The sequence below is a fragment of the Peribacillus simplex genome, from assembly GCF_030123325.1.
GTDB lineage: Bacteria > Bacillota > Bacilli > Bacillales > DSM-1321 > Peribacillus > Peribacillus simplex_D.
In genome coordinates this window covers 367,304-385,553 of the sequence record NZ_CP126106.1, presented here as the reverse complement: position 1 = coordinate 385,553, position 18,250 = coordinate 367,304, and the positions used below count along the sequence as shown (strand labels likewise).

Below are 18,250 nucleotides of genomic sequence, written 5' to 3'. Positions count from 1 at the left end.
TTCACTGATTGGATGATTTTAATCTTCTATTCCCACTCGATCGTTGCAGGCGGCTTAGACGTAATGTCATACACGACGCGGTTTACATGGTTTACTTCATTAACGATTCTCGTTGAGATGATTTCAAGTACATCCCATGGGATTCTCGCCCAATCGGACGTCATTCCGTCAATGGATGTAACAGCACGGATTCCGATTGTATAATCATACGTACGCGCGTCGCCCATAACCCCAACGCTTCGAATGTTAGGAAGCACCGTAAAGTACTGCCAAATTTCACGTTCCAAACCATTCTTTTTAATTTCTTCACGTAAGATATGGTCAGATTCACGAACGATTTCTAGTTTTTCATCTGAAATTTCGCCTAATACACGAATACCTAAACCTGGGCCCGGGAATGGTTGACGCCAAACGATTTCATCCGGAATGCCCATTTCACTTCCAAGTGCCCGCACTTCATCCTTGAATAGAGTGTTCAATGGCTCAATCAATTTAAATTGCATATCTTCCGGCAGACCGCCAACGTTGTGATGCGATTTAATTGTTTGTGCAGTGGCCGTACCACTCTCGATAATGTCTGTGTAAAGTGTACCCTGTGCAAGGAAATCAATTCCTTCGAGCTTCGTTGCTTCGTCATCGAATACGTAGATGAACTCGTTACCGATGATTTTCCGTTTTTGTTCCGGATCTGAAACGCCAGCAAGTTTCGATAGGAAACGTTCTTTTGCATCGACCTTGATTACGTTCATATTGAAGCCTTCACTGAATGTTTCCATTACACCTTCGGCTTCCCCTTTACGAAGTAATCCATGATCAACGAAAATACATGTCAGCTGATCGCCAATCGCTTTATGGATCAATACAGCAACCACGGATGAATCCACACCGCCGCTCAATGCGCATAACACTTTTTTATCTCCGACCGTTTGGCGGATTTTCTCCATTTCTATTTCAATGAAGTTCTCCATTGACCAGTCACCTTTACAGCCACAAACGCCGAATACGAAATTTTTCAAAATGTCATTACCGTATACTGAATGACGGACTTCTGGATGGAATTGAACGGCATACAATTTACGTGACTCGTCACTCATAGCCGAAATTGGGCAAGACGGGTTCGTCCCATCAATTTGGAAACCTTCAGGCGTTTCCACAACTAAATCACCATGGCTCATCCAGACGATTTGTTCTTTTGGCAGGTCGCTGAATAACTTGGACTCATTTTGGATGGCAAGTGTCGCTTTTCCGTATTCACGGTTTTTCGCTGGCTCCACCTTACCGCCAAAATGTTTAGTCATAAGCTGCATGCCATAACAAATACCGAAAATCGGAAGGCCCATTTCGAAAATGCGTTCATCACAACCAAATGCATTCGCATCATAAACACTGTTCGGGCCCCCTGAGAAAATAATTCCCGTTGGGTTCATTTTCTCGATTTCTTCTACAGTAATTGTATGAGGATGAAGCTCACTGTACACACCAAATTCGCGGATACGACGAGTGATCAATTGATTATATTGGCTTCCGAAATCAAGTACTACGATCATTTCCTGGTTTTTTTGCAATTCTGTTTTCCCCGGCACAAACGTCACCTCTATCAATGTAATTCACTCATAAAATCGAGTGATAATTTCTTATAAAAAATATTATCATAAAAAAAGAAAAACTAAAAATCCACCCTCAAAAATACAGAAAAAGTATAGACGAAGGCAGATTTTCAGCTTTCCTGTTAAAATCCGCCTTCATAGTCAAATCATTTACGGTGATTCGGTAGAAACTTTCGATCCATATTATCGAGGATATATGAAGGATATATTAGTTTAAGTTAGTTTTTGTTATTGTATCAATATAATAAAAACCTGGTCAAGAGCTAGTTTTTCTCATTAAGCTTTCCCAACCCTCTTGAAAGTGTTTCCATTCGCCAACTTCCACGTCTCCACGATATATCATTAACTCATATTTAGCCGTCAATTCACTCATTTCATCCGTATCGTACACTGCATCCACATAGGCTGCGTACTCCCTTAAAGTTTGCCCCTCCGGACGAACCAACCCAGCTCGTTTTAATTGTTTCAATAATATTAAATAGGCTGCCGGGAAATGAGCACCTGTTTTCTTTCTATAACGAAGAATCTGCAGATGAGGAATCCACTTCCTTCTGAAGAAATAACCAATAGAAGCGAGTATCAATACACCTGACAGTGTGATGGCAATCCATTTTAAGAACCTTTCCATGTTCCCAATACCAGTTTTCACGGATGTTCGAGTTTCCCTATCGGGTGTATCATGAAATTCCCTGGTAGCTTTCTTTGTTTGCTCTTCATTAGTTGGGGTTTCTTCAGGGTTCTTCACTTCCTGTTTCAATTCCGAATCGTAAAATTCAACTTCCCCATCGAAACCCTTTGTCGGCTCGAAGGGAACCCAGCCGATCCCTGCAAAATAAACCTCGACCCAGGAATGTGCATTATTATTGGTCACCTTATAAACGGATTCGCCCTCAAGGATTGATTTTTCCCCTTCCGTATAACCCTTTACCCACCTTGCAGGTATATTGGCGGCTCTTAGCAAAACGACCATTGCACTTGAAAAATTATCGCAATACCCTATCTGTGTCTCGAATAAAAATTGATCGACATAATCTTGATTGCTCTCCGGATACGGAATATCGTCCTTAGAATAAATGAATTCAGGTCCGTCAAAATAATCCTCAATGGCTTTTGCCTTATCGTACCAATTCGTTTCATTTCTTGTAAGCCGGGATGCCAATTCATATATCCGGTTTGGCAATCCCTCTGGAAGCTGAGTGTTTTTTTCCATTATTAAATCCATCGATTCGTCGTGATCCGTTACCTTCCTTAACTCAGCTATATCAAAACTCGGCATATCATAGAAAAGCTCATACTCTTTCGGGGACATTCGTTCGCCAATACCCTGTTCGGATATCACTTTGTCCATACCCTGATAATATTTGAAATCCACCCCGTTTTTGGCCTCAATCTTTTTTAAATACCCGGACTGCGGATGAAGGATATGGGAATATGATTCCGTCATGGACACTTTTGCCGTCATTTCTTCTGTCCTCACCATTTCAGGAACGTCGTAAATACCTAAAGATGCCATATCCTGTCCGTTGGAAAAAGTGTGAAAGTCCGTTTCCATGATGGAAACCCACCCTTTACCGGTATAAATATCCTTGTTCTCAACTTTCCAGTAATGTCCTGCAGGAGCATTATTATAAAAAACGATGGAACTATCCGGCTCTATCGAACCGCCAAGTTCCGAATCGTCTTCATCATATCCGACACTTTTACGCTTCGAACCACCTTCTTCTTTCCCCGCTTCATCAGAATAAGAAGTAATATAAGGCACCGGGTCCGGCCACTGCGGAGAGAGCTTAGGTGCAGCGAAACCAACAAGGACACTTACCAATATCATGCCGGTCAGCATCAAGATCCACTTATTGATGGAAACCATCGGAATCTTAATCCTCTCCTGTATCGTCAGTCGCAGCAGGGAAAGCAGGCCCAGCATCAAGAACCCGATGATGATTATTCTAATCATTGCCATATCCCCCACATAAGGAGTGAATGTGTCAAGTACAGATATAAAAATCACCGTTAACATAAAAAAGAAAAAGATGCTTTGCCTAACCATCACCCAGTAATGAATCAAATATGTTACAAGCCAAAGAAGGACAAAGAATAGCAACGTTCGAAATGGATTTGTGATCAACTCCCAATTCCCATCATATATAAAACCAAGATTGCCCTTAAAATCCGCTAGAAATCCTTTCAGCCATGACAATTGAAATAAAGCGTCTTTTGAATGGAGGAACTGTAATGAAATCATTATATAAGAACTAATGAGAATAAATCGCATTGACCAATGTATGCGGAAATAATGCAGTAGCAGGGAATAGACCAAAAATAAGATAAAAATGATGATATTACCTGTATCCGTTAGTTTATCGACAGGCCTTAACCATTCAGTAATCAACACCAGACCAAATACATACATTAGGACATGCATGAACCTTTCCAGCTTATCGGTAGTGACATTCATTTTGCCATCACCCCTGGTCTATCAAACTTTAGTTGGCCATTTTCAAAAAAGCTAACCTTTATCCCCCTCGAAACAGCTGTAGAACTTGACAACCTTTCCTCATCAGTAAGATCTGCCTGTTTCTTAACACATAACATTAATCCCTGATTAGGCCGGAAAGCGCTCAATATGTCCACCTTTTCTAAGGTTAAGTCTGTAACGATGAATATCACAGCAGCGTTTGCCGGAAGAATACCCTTCCTGACACTTTCGTTCAATGCGTTTACAACACCCGGCTCTTCTTTAACAAGTCTGTAAAAAATCTTTCGTTTCTGGTTATTTCCTGCTGCTGCCGGTATGATCAACCTCGATCCCATACTCACATACCCAATTTCCATGCCTTTCTTTAACATGGCGTGGGCAAGAGAAGCCGCCATTACAATGGATTCTTCGAATAGATCAGACGGCTTTTCATCAAGCATGATGAATACATCCCGGTTTTTCTGCACTTCGAATTCCTTCGTCATGATTTCACTCGTTCTGGCCGTCGCCTTCCAATTAATCCATGACAACTGATCGCCTGGCTGATATTCCCTTACTCCGGAGACCACTGAATGTTCCCGTTGTGTTTTCTTTGTTGAAACCACTGCCCCCTGATTGAACACTCGATCAAGATCACTGTAGGCAAGCTCATGATAACGAGGAAAAACAGTTATTTTCAGAGGTGAACTATATATCGCTTCCTTTTCGACTAACCCGAAAAAGTCCCCAATCCAAAAGCGGATCAATTGAAAGGAATGCTCTCCACGCTCCAAGTTTTCCAAGGTATATGACATGTTGAAGGTACGCCTGAATCCAGGAAAGATAATTATTTTCCTTTGGAACCCCCTATCTTCCAGCTGTTGAGGCAATTCCTCCTCTACCACCATAAATAATAGAGGCAGCCGGTTTTTACGGGTAAACGTCAATGCTATTTCAACAGATTCGCCGGAATGGCATTCCCTTTTATTGACCTTTCTCTCAACGGTCAAATCCTGCAGCGGATAAAACAGCAGAATCAAAGCGTACACAGAAAACGGCAAAAATGAATAAAAAATGAACCAACTGACAAAACCGCCTTGAAACATTGCATAGCAAAAGGAAACGGTCATGAGTAATACCAGTCCGACCACACTCATATTTCCCCTTAAAATATTGATGAATTTGCGCATCAGGTCATAGCCCGCTTCACTGGCACCTGTGTTGTCGCCACAACTTCATGTATCACCATTCCAGCATCGAAGCCATCATAATTCGCTTCAGGTTTCAAAATAAGCCGGTGGGAAAATACGAATGGAACTAAATATTGAACATCGTCCGGCAGAACATAGTCCCTGCCCTGGATCAGCGCGTAAGCCTGGGCTGCCTTCATCAATGCTATCGATCCACGCGGGCTTACACCTAAATAGACCCCTTCATGCGTACGTGTTCGATTCGCCAATTCAACAATATATCGTTTTATTGTGTCATCCACTATCACAGCTTTTACGTCAGCCTGTAATTCTATCAATTCATCCAATGTGATGACGGATTCCAGCTCCTCAAGCGGTACCGTGTATTGAGCTCTATTAAGAACCTCTATCTCTTCTTCCACACCTGGATAGCCCATTTTCATTTTTAATAGGAATCTATCCAATTGAGCCTCCGGAAGCGGATATGTTCCCTCGTACTCGATCGGATTTTGTGTCGCCATTACGAAGAATGGCTTCTCCAATCCCCTTGTGACACCATCAATCGTCACACTTGCCTCTTCCATGGCTTCAAGCAATGCAGACTGGGTTTTCGGCGAGGTCCGGTTAATTTCATCGGCTAAAATAATATGTCCCATTATCGGACCTGGCCTAAAAATGAATTCTTGTTCCTTAGGATTGAAGATCGAAACACCAGTAACATCAGAAGGAAGTAAATCAGGTGTGAATTGAATTCGCTTAAAGCTTGCACCTATAGATTTTGCCAGTGCCCTTACCATGACTGTCTTCCCCACGCCCGGAACATCCTCCAATAAGACATGTCCACCGGAAAGGAGTGCCACAATACTTAGTTCTGCTATATCCCGTTTTCCGATAATCACCTTTTCGACATTCCCCAGAACCATTTCCAGTTTTTGATTGACCTGCTTATAAATCATTCTCTACCTCCCGGGATTCACAGTATCACTATTATTTCATACCTTTTCTATATCGAAATTTTTACATTAAGCTCCAATTAACCCTTACATTGTAAGTTTACTAGATATTCGGTAAACCATAAACGAATTTGTCTAAAAATATTAATGCGGCCTATTGAAAAAGGTATGGTAAACTGTTGCTAAGTGAATATGAACCTTGCAGAAAAAGGTGCTGCATTGTCAGCTTAATAGGGAATTCGGTTTAAAACCGAAGCTGTTTCCGCAACTGTAAGTGCTAATGAAATAAGATGCATACCACTATTTGAGGATGTAATCGCACGCTGATTACCGTCCATTTAACCCAAATGGGAAGGTTCTTAGAGTAAAATGACGCATAAGCCAGGAGACCTGCCTTTTTTCATCGTATTATGCTCTTCGGAAGATGGGAGATTGTACGGCTCTCCCATCTTTTTTCTACTACAGATACATAGATGCCCGAAGCCGACCGAAACCCTTGGTCGGCTATTTGTCTTGCTGGGAAAAGCAATACGGAGGTCATTCACCCAAAACGTAAAAGGAGGAAGATTTATGACAAAGAAAGACTTTCGTTTTTTATACTACCCATACATGCGTGAGTCCGTATCGACCGTCGATTTTGAAATCCGTACAGACTCATTGACGACACAAATCGGCTTGGCCGCCTCACTTACTGAGAATGTCCCCGATGTATACCATGACTTAATGGAATTGTTGCCTATGGCTTACCATTTAAATGGTTCAGTCCGTGGGAAATTAGCCATTACCGGCGATGACCTCGACCGTTTAAGTGCAATCTACGACCGGTATGTCGCCGAAGTGAAGGATCGAATCGAAACATTCGTCCTCCCACAAGGATCAACCGCAGCATGTACTTTGCATACTTGCCGCAGTGAAGCCAAAAAGTCCGTGCGAGCTTTACACAAGGTAAGTCTAGAAAAGGAAATTCCGGGAATTCTTTTTGATTACACTCACTTGCTTGCAAATGTATTTTTCGTGATGGCAGTCTACGTCAATAAGCAACAGGGGGTCGAGGAGATTACTTTTATAAGTAAATCCTACCCAACCAAAACAATGAAAAAGAAAACGGAGGAATAAATAATGAAGAGAACCCTACGATTCAGTTGGATTTCCATGCTGATGCTTACGCTTTTCCTTAGCGGATGCGGAGTGAACGATGATCAATCCTCAAAGGATAATAAAGATACTAAGAAGGGCGAAGAAATCAGGGACTATACCGTTACGGATGATACTGGTAAGAAAATAAAATTCGAGAAAATCCCGGAAAAGGTCGTTTCACTTCAGCCAAGCAATACGGAAATTTTATTTGCCCTTGAACAAGGTGATAAAGTCGTTGGCGTGACAGACTTCGATAATTATCCAGAGGAAGCGAAGGATATCGAACATGTTTCAGACTCTGTTAATATCAATGCAGAAAAAATCATTGCCTTGAAACCTGATGCCATCATAGCTTATAGCATTGGTGATGAAACGGCACTGAAACCCCTCGAAGATGCCGGCATCCCTGTATTCATCATTAAATCTGCGGCTAATTTCGATGATGTATATGGTGATATCGGGCAGATCGCTAAAGTGATGGGTGTTGCCGAAAAAGGGGATGAATTAGTGAAAGATATCAAATCCCAAATTACAAGTGTCGAAGAAAAAGTGAAAACTTTGGATGAAAAGGAACAAACATACTTTGAAGTTAGTCCTGCTCCGGAAATCTATACAACAGGATCGGAGACCTTCCAAAATGAAATCCTTGACACTGCCGGCATAAAAAACATCTTTGATGACCAAAAAGGCTGGGTTAAAGTATCCGATGAAGAAATCGTCAAAAGGAACCCTAAATCCATCATCACCACCGCCACGTATGCAGATGATGCCGTTGGTGAAATTAAATCGCGTAAGGGCTGGGAAGATATCGATGCTGTGAAAAACGATGACGTCCATTTGCTTGATGAAAATGTCATGTCACGTCCTGGACCAAGGATCGGGGAAGCTGTGGAACTCGCAGCAAAGACTGTTTATCCTGACTTGTTCAAATAACACGATAGGAGGATGCACCAATTAATCGGCGCATCTAAGTTTGTAGACAAAAGGGGTTCGGAATTAAAAAATTCCGAACCCCTTTTAGAAACTCCAATAAATGGTCCACCTTTTCATAAAGGCAATGAAGCCACTCCCTACCGATCTGTACATTTTAAGGAAACTTCTTTTCTGTCTTGTTTATGCTAAAATGAATGCAATCCAGTCATAAGATATAAGAGGTACTGATCATGTATAAAAAATTCTTCATTTTGATCTTCGCGGCCGCCCTTCTTTTAGGGCTTATTAAAACCGTTATGGATATGTAGCAAAACAGCCCGATTCCTGACTTAGGAATCGGGCTGTTTTCATTTTCGTTTAACATCTCCATTCAGCTTCCCCAATTTCGGGATAAGGATAAAAAACAAACAAACGACCAAAAGTGCCAAAACGATGCCGAGCAATATCGTCAGGTCAAAATTAAGGGAAGGCTCTGTTTCTTCTTCGCTTCTCGTCCGAATGGCGACTTCCGAGAATAATCCAAGCTGTTCTGATTTTGAAGCGATGGTATTATTCTGATTCTCCGTTACCGGAGACAGAAACAGTGAGTCCTTCATCGAGTCAACGGCATCATATTTCCCTCTTTCAAAAGTGAGGTCCTTTTGTTCTTCAGGCAGTTTCCGCTTCTGTTCCAACAATCCTTCTTCATGGAAATACTCCGTTTGAATATCAATATCCTTTTCTTGATATTCATTGGGCTCCACCATGGGTTCCTCTTCCGCCCCGCCATGAGGCGCATGGCTAAAAAACAGGATGAGCAAGACAGGCATCACGTATTTATTCCACTTCATGGGCCATTGCTCTTCTTTCTGTAAGACGCTTCACTATATACGGAATGATCGTTGCAATAAGCGTCAGCACAATCAAGATGATACTAGCCGGAATGAATGCCGACTGATTACCGAATTGAATGGACATGTATACGTCTGCAACCGGGTGGTCTACATTGAAATTAGGCATGATTAAATCCAATAATGGAATGGTAAAGAAACTGATCAAACCAATCACCAGGATAGCACCGACAAACGGCCCAATCGAGAAGGCAAGTCGGGTAAACGCTGAACAGAAGAATAAAAGCAGGACGGTGAAAACGGTCCATTTAATCTCCTGCATATCTCCCAGCGGATAGATCTTCAACCCATACATGCTGATGATTAAACCTACGATCAGGTTCAGTAAGGTAAACAAGGCCGCATGGACCATCATTGGAATGGTTTCATAATGATGCAGGAAGAAACCGATCAATAACCCAGAAATGAGTATGATCACCAACATGACGATTGGCGGGATATTTACCTTTTCCTGATGAAGGACTTCCCCGCTGATTTGTACGGGATTCGCTAAATATTCGTACACATACCCGTTCTGCTGATCATCGACTAGAGTATTGTTCAATACACTATATACGTCCGTCTTGATTCTTTCGGTTGAGTCTACATTTTGGGACCAATTATCATTAAGCTGATCGGCCCTTTCCTGTACTGACCCCACTTTCGCTTGCAGGTCCGCTGTATCCTTCGTGACCGTGGCCTGTCGTTCCGCTACAGAATTGACAAGTTCGGAAATGAAGCCGACAGTTGTTGCCGTATTGTCTTGAAGTGATACAAACATTTCTCCATCAAGATTAACTGGAGGTTCGGCCTCCATTTCAGGAACTTCCATATGATCCGACAAACTGGCAGACACTTCTTGAGCCTTACCGGTAATTGCCGCTAATTCAGCTAAAGTGGCTTTCTGCCCCGTTTCAACGTTAGCATCATATTCTTTCATATAACCCTTAATGGAATCTGAGAACATGCCGAAGTTCTCATTGACTCCTGCTAAGCTGGCTTTAACGAGTTTCGCTTCTTCATCTACGTTTCCGGAAACCCCATTTTTCAAGTTTTCCAATTCTTTTATATTGGCTGCAAATACCTTATCTACATTTGCTTCCGTGACTCTTTCAGCCAATTCTCCATAAGATGAGAGTGAACCGTAATAGGCAAGGAGGGTAGTTGAATCCCGGTTGGTGATAGGATTCTCAAAGGCCCTCACTAGAACCGCTCGCCTTTCTCCCCCCACTTTTTCAAGAAGTGACTGTTCGAGAGTCTTGATTTCCGCGATGGCCTCATCGATTGTCATACTCTGGATGTCCTGTAATTTTTGAATATCTTCCTGTGACTTTTTCCATTGGTCACCTAAATCCTTATAATTCGTGCCGAGTTCATTATAATCAGCTTGTAATTGCGTAAACTGCGCCAGCAGCTCATTATATGAATCTACCAGTGTATTAAACTCAGTTATCACTTGGTTATAATTCCCTGTCCTGCCGTTTACCGTTCCGCTCAGATTATTGATTTCCGCTTGGAGTTCTGCTGTAAGGATGTTGATTTGTTCAGCAGCTCCTTCACTTCCTTCAGCCGGCACCAAACTTTCAAGTGCCGTGTTGATCCCATTTATTTGATCCAGCAATACCTGTAGCGACAGTTCATCAATCGGGTCCTTCTTTTCAGGTGCAGCAACCGATTCACCTTTTTCCGTTTCCGTTTCAATATCTTCTATAGGCGTCGTTCCTTCATCAATGACCTCCCCATCACCAGAGCTGCTTGCAAGATTTCCTCTTTGAACAAGCAAGGTAGACTGAAGGTCATCAAGACCCGCCTCTTCCGTTTGTTTCAATTGTTCAATCGAGCTTTGTTGATCTTGGGTGATTTTCGTAATTTGTTCTACTTGTTTGTCTTTCATGCTTGTTGAAAATTGGTCCAATTCATTACTGCTGGAATCGAGTTTCTGCTGCATGATTCCAACATTCTCACTAATGCCTTGATCATTAAGGCTGTATTTCGTATTCATCCCTTGCTGAATCTCCGGTATCGACTGGCTCCCCTCATTCAGCACCTTGTCATATGATTGAACACTCTCGTTGACAAGTTGCTGATTTTGAGCCGAAGCCTTCTCAAAAAGAATACTTTGAGCTTTTTGATATTCCTCAAAAGAAACTACATCTTCTACAAAGGAAGCCATTTGAGTCTTGGTATTCCCTATTTCATCCATTGTTTCATTACTCGTTTTGCCAGCATCCTTCGTTTGGGCAAAGACTCCTTCAAGCATGTCCTTATGCTGCTTGATTTCACCAGCAAGGCTTTCCGAGCTTGGAGTATAAAACTCATACATCGTGTTTTGAAAAGCGATTTCTTTAGCAAGGACATTATCGAACTTCTTACGGATGTCCTCGACCGATTGGGAAACATAGCTCCAATACTGTGTTGAAATATGCTTATTCATTTTACTCTTTGTCTTCTCTAATTCCTTTTGTACCTTTTCCATGTTCTCTGCATTCAAACTAGGTTGTACCTTGTACTTTATCCCCGCCTTGACAGGCTGTTCATCATCGAACGTATAAATATTCTCTGAAAAATCGGACGGAAAATATATAATTGCATCATACTTTTCATTTGCAAGTCCACTTTCCGCCGTACTTCTATTAACCACAAACCACTGATATTCAGAATCCTTGTCCAATGTAGTAACAAGCTCTGAGCCCACGAAAATAGGATTATTATTAAATTCAGTGCCATTATCTTCATTTACAATGGCGATTTCACGGGAAGCCGTTTCTGTCTTTTTCATTGGATTTTGGCCAATATAAGAAAAAAACAAGATCGGCAACGCTAAGATCACCAGTATTTTACCGATTAATAGCATCGGTTTTATTTTTTCAGACACTCTCTTGCACTCTCCTTCTTTCTTCACTTAGAGGTATTTGGATTTTACTCTCCTGGCCATTCAGCACAAAGTATCCGTAACCCGGCTGTATTTCTTCTTCTTTTCTGGAATAGGAGAGGGTATACAAGCTTTGGTCCGATTTTTTAAGAAGCAAAACAGCCTGCCTGACTTGTTTCAGTTCGGTTGTCAAAGAATCATACCCCTTCGTGAAGTCGTTGGCATTTCCAGCGACAATCAGACTAAAGCCGAGATGGCTGTACTGTTTCATCAAACCGCTGATCCTATCCTGAATCCTGCTGTCTATCGTTTGCTGGATCCTTGAAATGCTATCTATGACAAACATGATCGGCGGGAATTCCAGTTGCTTCATCGGTTTATTTTCCAATACCGCTAGATAACTTCTTTCACGTTCTTCAAATATTTCAGTGATATGATCGAGCCATTCGGTTATCTGATCTTTTGTTTCCACATAGCTCACCTTCTCCTCTAAAGCATAAGTAGATAGGCCACGGTCAACTCCGTCAAATAAACCAATTTCCCCAATTGCCTGTGTAAGCAACGATTCCAGGAGCACTTTAAGGACATTCGTTTTCCCTTTACGTGACTGTCCTACGACAAGCAGGAATGGATTGGAATTCAACTCCACGAAAACAGGTGCAACACTTTCCTCTGAAAGCCCGATTGGAATGGAATCCTTCTTAATGGCTTGTGAACAATAACTCTTGAAGCTACTGGAATCAAGACGTGCCGGTAACATCGGAATCGCCGGCGGTTTGGCCGTTTCCTTATATTTAACCTTATGTTCTGCCACGGCTTGTTTCATTTCTTCCAAAACGGCTATATCATCCGCACCATCGGCTGGTAGATAAACCTGCGTGAGATAGGTTTGGTCCTTTTTCACCAACGCCCTGCCCGGAACAGGTTCATTTTCATATGGGGTTCTCCCCAAAACCGAATATTGTTCAGAACTGTCCATTAAGTAATGGACGACCTTCGTCTTAAGACTATTCATTAACGGCTGGCGAACCGCATTGATTCTCGTTGCCGTTAAAATCATGAATATTCCAAGTGATTGTCCATCACGTGCAAACTGAACGAATTGCGCTTCCTGGTCTTGCATCTCATCCTTCACTAAGTCAAAATTATCGACCACGATATAAATAATCGGCAATTTATCTTCCACTAATGCATTATAAAGCTTTATGTTACTAAGCTCCTTATCTGAAAAGAGCTGCTTACGCCTTTCCATTTCTGTCTTCATGAATAACATGAATTTTTCAATTTTCCTTAGCTCATCGAACCTAAAGTATTCCCCTGTATGAGGCAGCTGTCGCATTGGCAATAGAGCGCTATTCCCGAAATCGAAAATATAATAATGCAGCTCTTTTGGACTGAATTGATCTGCAAAACTAAAGAGAAGTGTCAAAACGGTGGTTGACTTGCCGTATCCGGAAGAACCAAAAACCCCAATATTCCCATCCTCAATCCAGTTATATACATAATTTGTCTGGCTCTGCAATTCGGGCTCATCCTTCATTCCCAAGTGGAATTGATTGCTCGTCAGGCTTCTTTCAGCGTTTCTCGATAAACGATTTGAAAGAGGCGGCAGCCACGGGCTTGCCAGCTTCTTGATCTCCATTTTTTCCTGTGCCGCCACAATTCGATCCGCCACGGCTTCAATTTCACTAATCTTTTCTTTCCTCTTATTAGTGATCTGTTCCGATACATTTGAGATTTGAACAAGGCCGAGGTCCGTGACAAGCGCCACTTCATCCTCAGATCCAACCGTATCCTCTAAATATGGTGCACCGCTCCACGCAGACTGGAACAATTCATAAACCTCGTTATTTCCTACCTGCAAATATCCCCGTCCCGTGACAGTAATATTTGCCGCATCGCTATTTTTAAGAATTTCCTTACTATCATTGGCATCCTGCACTTTCAAGGAAATCTTAAAACGGGCATTGCTCCAAATCTGGTTATCAATTACACCGCCCGGCTTTTGTGTAGCAAGAATTAAATGAACTCCCAAGCTCCGTCCAATACGCGCCGTACTCACTAATTCACGGATGAAATCCGGTTCTTCGTTTTTAAGTTCCGCAAACTCATCTGATATCAAAAATAAATGCGGTAACGGTTCATCCGCTTTGCCTTCTTTGTATAAGTCCGTGTAATCGTTGATATGATTGACTTCATATCGATCGAACAAGCGCTGGCGTTTCTTCAATTCACTATTAATGGAGGCTAATGCCCTGGCACTGAAGTTCTTGCTTCCCTCAATATTCGTAATGACTCCGAGCAGATGCGGAATCTGCCTGAATGGCTGTGCCATTCCCCCACCTTTATAATCAATGAGCAAAAAGGCAACTTCATGCGGATGATAATGAACGGCTAATGATAGGATGTAGGTTTGCAGTAATTCACTTTTCCCCGACCCTGTCGTTCCAGCAACCAATCCATGGGGGCCATGCGCCTTTTCATGCAAGTTCAATTCAACCCTATCCGTTTTCCCTTTCAATCCAATGGGCACTGCCAAGGATTTGGAAGACTGATTGGTCCGCCAGTTTTGGCTAATAGGCAGATCTTCCACTTCACGAACTTTCAATAATTCCAGAAATGATACCGTTTCCGGTATGGAATTGTTCATGCCTTTTTGATGATCTAGTGAACGCAGCGTACGTGCATAACGCTCATTCCCTTCTTTTGAATGGGCATCAAGTTTAAAAGGAGTATGAACGGCCTTCGTTTGCTGGATGAGAATTTCACCTTCAAGATCATTTATATACTTCACAAGCGTATGGACATTTTCAGTCAAACTTTCTTTTGCATCCGCTGCAAAAATAGTCGAGATACCTAAATCGCCTGTTTTACCTTCTAAATATTCCAAAATGACATGCTCCGCAATTAAATTACGATCCGTGACAATAAAGACAAAATGGGGAGTGAATCTCACTTTCCCTTTGTTCTCATCCAAATCTCTTTCCCTCAATAGCTGATAAATCGAGGTCAGTAGCTGGTCACGTGATTGCTCATTATATATAAAGCCTTTTGCATAGGCATGCGGCAATTGAAAATGAGGGAGCCATTTCATCCATTCCCATTCTTGGTAATCCTTTTCCGGAAAAATGGCCACAAATCGAACATCATGATAACTATGAAAAAAGGCCAGTTGCCCAATCAATTGTTGCAGCTCCCGTTTAACAATCGATTCCTTTCCGACAAGGCCCATCGATCCGCTTGATAAATCGATGGATAACGGAAGATCATCCAGGTTTTTGTATACATCCACAAGTTCTTGCGACTGCTCAAGTAAATCATCGATATCCCGATTGGACATATCGCTACTATTTACCGATACCTCATAACTTGAGGGTATGGTCGCCGTTCCAATCTTAAAGTGCAGGGCATCTTCACTTTCCAAAGTTCGCTCCCATATACGGTCGCTGATACTTTCAGTGAGAAGCTTCATCCTTTCAAAGGAAGGGTAATGATAGAACAGCACATTCTTTTGTTTTTCAGACAGCTCTTGCAATTCTTCCCTCTTCTGCTCTAGATACCTGGTATATACACGTTGACGTTTTTCTTCTCTGGATTTTTGCCTCTTTTTGTCTTTAAAGTATTGTACCGTCGAGGTAACTAAAGTCGTTGTGAACATCACAATCGATATGATGATGAAAATGCCCCGAGGCTGAATGACCGTGATGACCCCCATGACGATTAACATCATTAAAGGCGGCATAAGGATTAGCCATAACCCTCTATTATTATCTTCCGATTCCTGGCTCGGAAAAGATATTGTCACTTTCTCATCCGGCAATTCGTAGATCATCCTTGGCGTCCTGCGATATTGTGGATAGTTTTTTTTCATTTCAGAGATTGGCTTCTTCATTTTAGATAAAGATGTTTCATAACTCTCGGCACAGTGAACCCTCAATAAGTCGCCTTCAACCAATCTCAGCGCCATATTCGGCCAGCAAATCAGATCACCATTTTGAATGGGAACGGCCTTCGTCACCCTTTCACCATTCAGGAATATCGTGCTATTTTCCTTTGGCATGAGAAGCCACTGCCCTTTATGAAGCAAAAAGGAAAATCCATTGCCAGAAACTGGTCCTTCTTTACGGATAGTCGCTCCCACCTTGGCCGATAAAGTGATTTCTTTCAAATTGCCTATATAATAGAGGCTTTCTTCCAATTCCCCTGCTGTATAAAAAATCTCGACCGTTTCTTCTCCTTCACGAAAGGTGAAGCTTTGGAATGGCTTTACATCGCCAAGCTTCTTGTCCTCTCTAAACACCTCATATCCATCAAGTCCTTCATGTTTTTTCAGCTTGATGGGACCATGTTCAAAGGGAATCGAATAAACCATAATCGTATCCTGTTTTGAAGGCCCAATCGTAATTGGACCGTTATGATCATCCTTGATCGTATAGGATTGGTAGGTCTCCTTAGAATAAATCCATAATAAACTCATTAAATCTCACCTCCGCAAAAGGCCTATTGCTCACTCTTTGCTTTTCTCTTTTTCTTCAGATGATTTATTGGAGGAATCCTTTGAAGCAGATTCCTTTTCCGCTTCTTCTTTTACAGCAGGTTTTGTTTCCGCTGCGCCTTTATCCTCTATATTCGATTCTGTTGAAGACTGGTTCTGATCTTGCTGTTCCTCTAATTGCTTTTGCAATTCCTTTAGTTCCTTTCCATATTCGGACAACTCAGTATCGATTTCTTTAATTTGCGTTTCCTTTTCTTCCCCAGAAAGGTTATCGTCCAACTTGATTTGTTCTTTCTGATTTAAAAGACCATATGTAATCAATTCTCGATCCTCCATGATTCTCCCCAAATCGATCGCGTCCTCGTTCATGCCCCTGCCTATATAAATCCAATATAGAAGATACTGACTATCGGTCTGCAATGTGATTGCATTTTCTACATTCTTCTTCCTGACATCATCCAGCGGCTCATAAGTGACATAGGACTTCGCCAGTTCATACTGAACGACATACGGCATTTTTTTCGGATCATAGTTTTCCAAACGGTCAATGACTTCACTGTAATTTTGTTTTAAGAAGCTTTCACCGCTTGCTACATATGCTTCCTGCTTAGGGTGGGAGAAAAATAGTGTGTAAATCGTGAACAACAGCAGCGGGACTAGAACGATCACCGTGCCCCAAAGTGTATAACGGCCCGTTTTCCATTTCTTTTCAGGGATATGCACAAATGCTTTTTCTTCCTTCTCTAAAGCATCTATCCGATTTTGAATGACCGTGGAAAGTTCATCCCAAGTCCCCGATGCCAATATACTTTGTGTTTCATTCGATAGTTTCAGTGTTTTATGGTATAGCAGGTACTCTTCGAATGTATACTGCCCATCCACTAGCGCCGAAATCGTTGCCTTCGTTTCCTTAAATAGCTCTTCTTGATCATTCTCATAAGGAGGCAAACTGTCTTTTACGCCATAATGCAGGAAATATGGGGCCAAGCTTGAATCAAAAACGATATTTTCTGGACAGACGACTAGTTGCAGGCGACTCAATTCATGATTCTTGATTTTCTTCAAGATTTGATAAGAAGATAACCATCTACTCAATGGATTTTTATCTTTAGCTTTGGAAAAAACAAAAAAAGAGGCTGGTGGATTTACTCTGATCTTCACCTCGTCCTCTGTCACTTCTATATGTTTCTGGATAGCATCATCCGCTTCATGAATAAGCTGTAATTCCAGTGGGTCTTGCATTAATAGTTTGGCCCGTTGGAAAACGAACGAAAGCCCCTTATCATCCTTCATCATTGCAGCTTCTGTTTTTTTCTCCAGATATGAGGATTTTTTCTCATCCATTTTATGTAACTCCTTTACCCCTGCTAAAGGGCTTTAGACTTTTTTCCTATAAAGAGTCCACACTTAATCCATTAGAGGATCTCAAGGCGGTCCCCCGTCGTAATTCCGCTATCAAGCAGGGTTTCATAACCTGAACATACGAACTCTTTATTCTGGACCCGCACCCAATAACCTTCTTTAGGTGCACTGGCAATACCCTTTACCTGCCATATTATTTCCACAACCTTCTTGATGGAGCGGTAATTCGACACTTGCAAATCAAACACTTCCCCTGTATACCTGTTTAAATCGATCGTCAGTTGAATATATATGGAAACCACCTCTTTTAAAGCAAAAAAACACCACGATCTTCATAAAGAGTCGCGGCGCTTTTTCCCAGAAAATTCTTTATCTCA

The 18,250-nt window shown here is 41.8% G+C and carries 11 protein-coding genes and 2 riboswitches; of the genes, 2 read left to right on the top strand and 9 right to left on the bottom strand.

Annotated elements, in window-relative coordinates; genetic code table 11:
• Positions 1-26: 26 nt before the first annotated feature.
• From guaA to QNH43_RS01905, 4 genes are all read right to left on the bottom strand, one after another.
• Positions 27-1,583, bottom strand: coding sequence for a glutamine-hydrolyzing GMP synthase (gene guaA, locus QNH43_RS01920; protein ID WP_283916613.1), 1,557 nt, complete (start codon positions 1,581-1,583; stop codon positions 27-29).
• A 142-nt stretch (positions 1,584-1,725) separates the two neighbouring features.
• Positions 1,726-1,827: riboswitch (purine riboswitch) on the bottom strand.
• Positions 1,828-1,863: 36 nt separating this feature from the next.
• The gene (locus QNH43_RS01915) at positions 1,864-4,062 is read right to left on the bottom strand and encodes a DUF4129 domain-containing transglutaminase family protein (RefSeq protein WP_283916612.1); all 2,199 of its coding nucleotides are present in this window, start codon (positions 4,060-4,062) and stop codon (positions 1,864-1,866) included.
• Complete coding sequence (locus tag QNH43_RS01910) at positions 4,059-5,213, bottom strand: DUF58 domain-containing protein (protein WP_283916611.1); 1,155 nt, start codon at positions 5,211-5,213, stop codon at positions 4,059-4,061. Before QNH43_RS01910 ends, QNH43_RS01915 begins: the two co-directional genes overlap by 4 nt.
• A 38-nt stretch (positions 5,214-5,251) precedes the next feature.
• Positions 5,252-6,208, bottom strand: a complete 957-nt coding sequence (locus QNH43_RS01905) for an AAA family ATPase (protein WP_283916610.1) — start codon at positions 6,206-6,208, stop codon at positions 5,252-5,254.
• 189 nt (positions 6,209-6,397) lie between these two features.
• Positions 6,398-6,617, top strand: a riboswitch (cobalamin riboswitch).
• 158 nt (positions 6,618-6,775) lie between these two features.
• Here QNH43_RS01905 and QNH43_RS01900 point away from each other — a divergent pair.
• A complete protein-coding gene (locus tag QNH43_RS01900) occupies positions 6,776-7,321 on the top strand; it encodes a hypothetical protein (protein ID WP_283916609.1) in 546 nt (181 codons plus the stop codon).
• Between the two features lie 3 nt (positions 7,322-7,324).
• Positions 7,325-8,275: an ABC transporter substrate-binding protein gene (locus QNH43_RS01895; protein WP_283916608.1), complete on the top strand. Its 951-nt coding sequence runs from the start codon at positions 7,325-7,327 to the stop codon at positions 8,273-8,275.
• Positions 8,276-8,622: 347 nt separating this feature from the next.
• Here QNH43_RS01895 and essA read toward each other — a convergent pair whose 3' ends face one another.
• The 5 genes from essA to QNH43_RS01870 form a co-directional block, all read right to left on the bottom strand.
• A complete protein-coding gene (gene essA, locus QNH43_RS01890; protein ID WP_283916607.1) occupies positions 8,623-9,105 on the bottom strand; it encodes a type VII secretion protein EssA in 483 nt (160 codons plus the stop codon).
• On the bottom strand, positions 9,092-12,019 hold the full coding sequence (gene esaA / locus QNH43_RS01885) for a type VII secretion protein EsaA (RefSeq protein ID WP_283916606.1): 2,928 nt from the start codon (positions 12,017-12,019) through the stop codon (positions 9,092-9,094). Before esaA ends, essA begins: the two co-directional genes overlap by 14 nt.
• Positions 12,012-16,493 carry a type VII secretion protein EssC gene (gene essC / locus QNH43_RS01880; protein ID WP_283916605.1) on the bottom strand — a complete coding sequence of 1,494 codons (4,482 nt, stop codon included), beginning with the start codon at positions 16,491-16,493 and terminating at the stop codon, positions 12,012-12,014. The genes esaA and essC overlap by 8 nt, the downstream gene beginning before the upstream one ends.
• 30 nt (positions 16,494-16,523) lie before the next feature.
• On the bottom strand, positions 16,524-17,855 hold the full coding sequence (gene essB, locus QNH43_RS01875) for a type VII secretion protein EssB (protein ID WP_283916604.1): 1,332 nt from the start codon (positions 17,853-17,855) through the stop codon (positions 16,524-16,526).
• A 71-nt stretch (positions 17,856-17,926) separates the two neighbouring features.
• Positions 17,927-18,166 carry an ESX secretion system protein YukD gene (locus QNH43_RS01870; protein WP_076372547.1) on the bottom strand — a complete coding sequence of 80 codons (240 nt, stop codon included), beginning with the start codon at positions 18,164-18,166 and terminating at the stop codon, positions 17,927-17,929.
• Between the last annotated feature and the right edge of the window lie 84 nt (positions 18,167-18,250).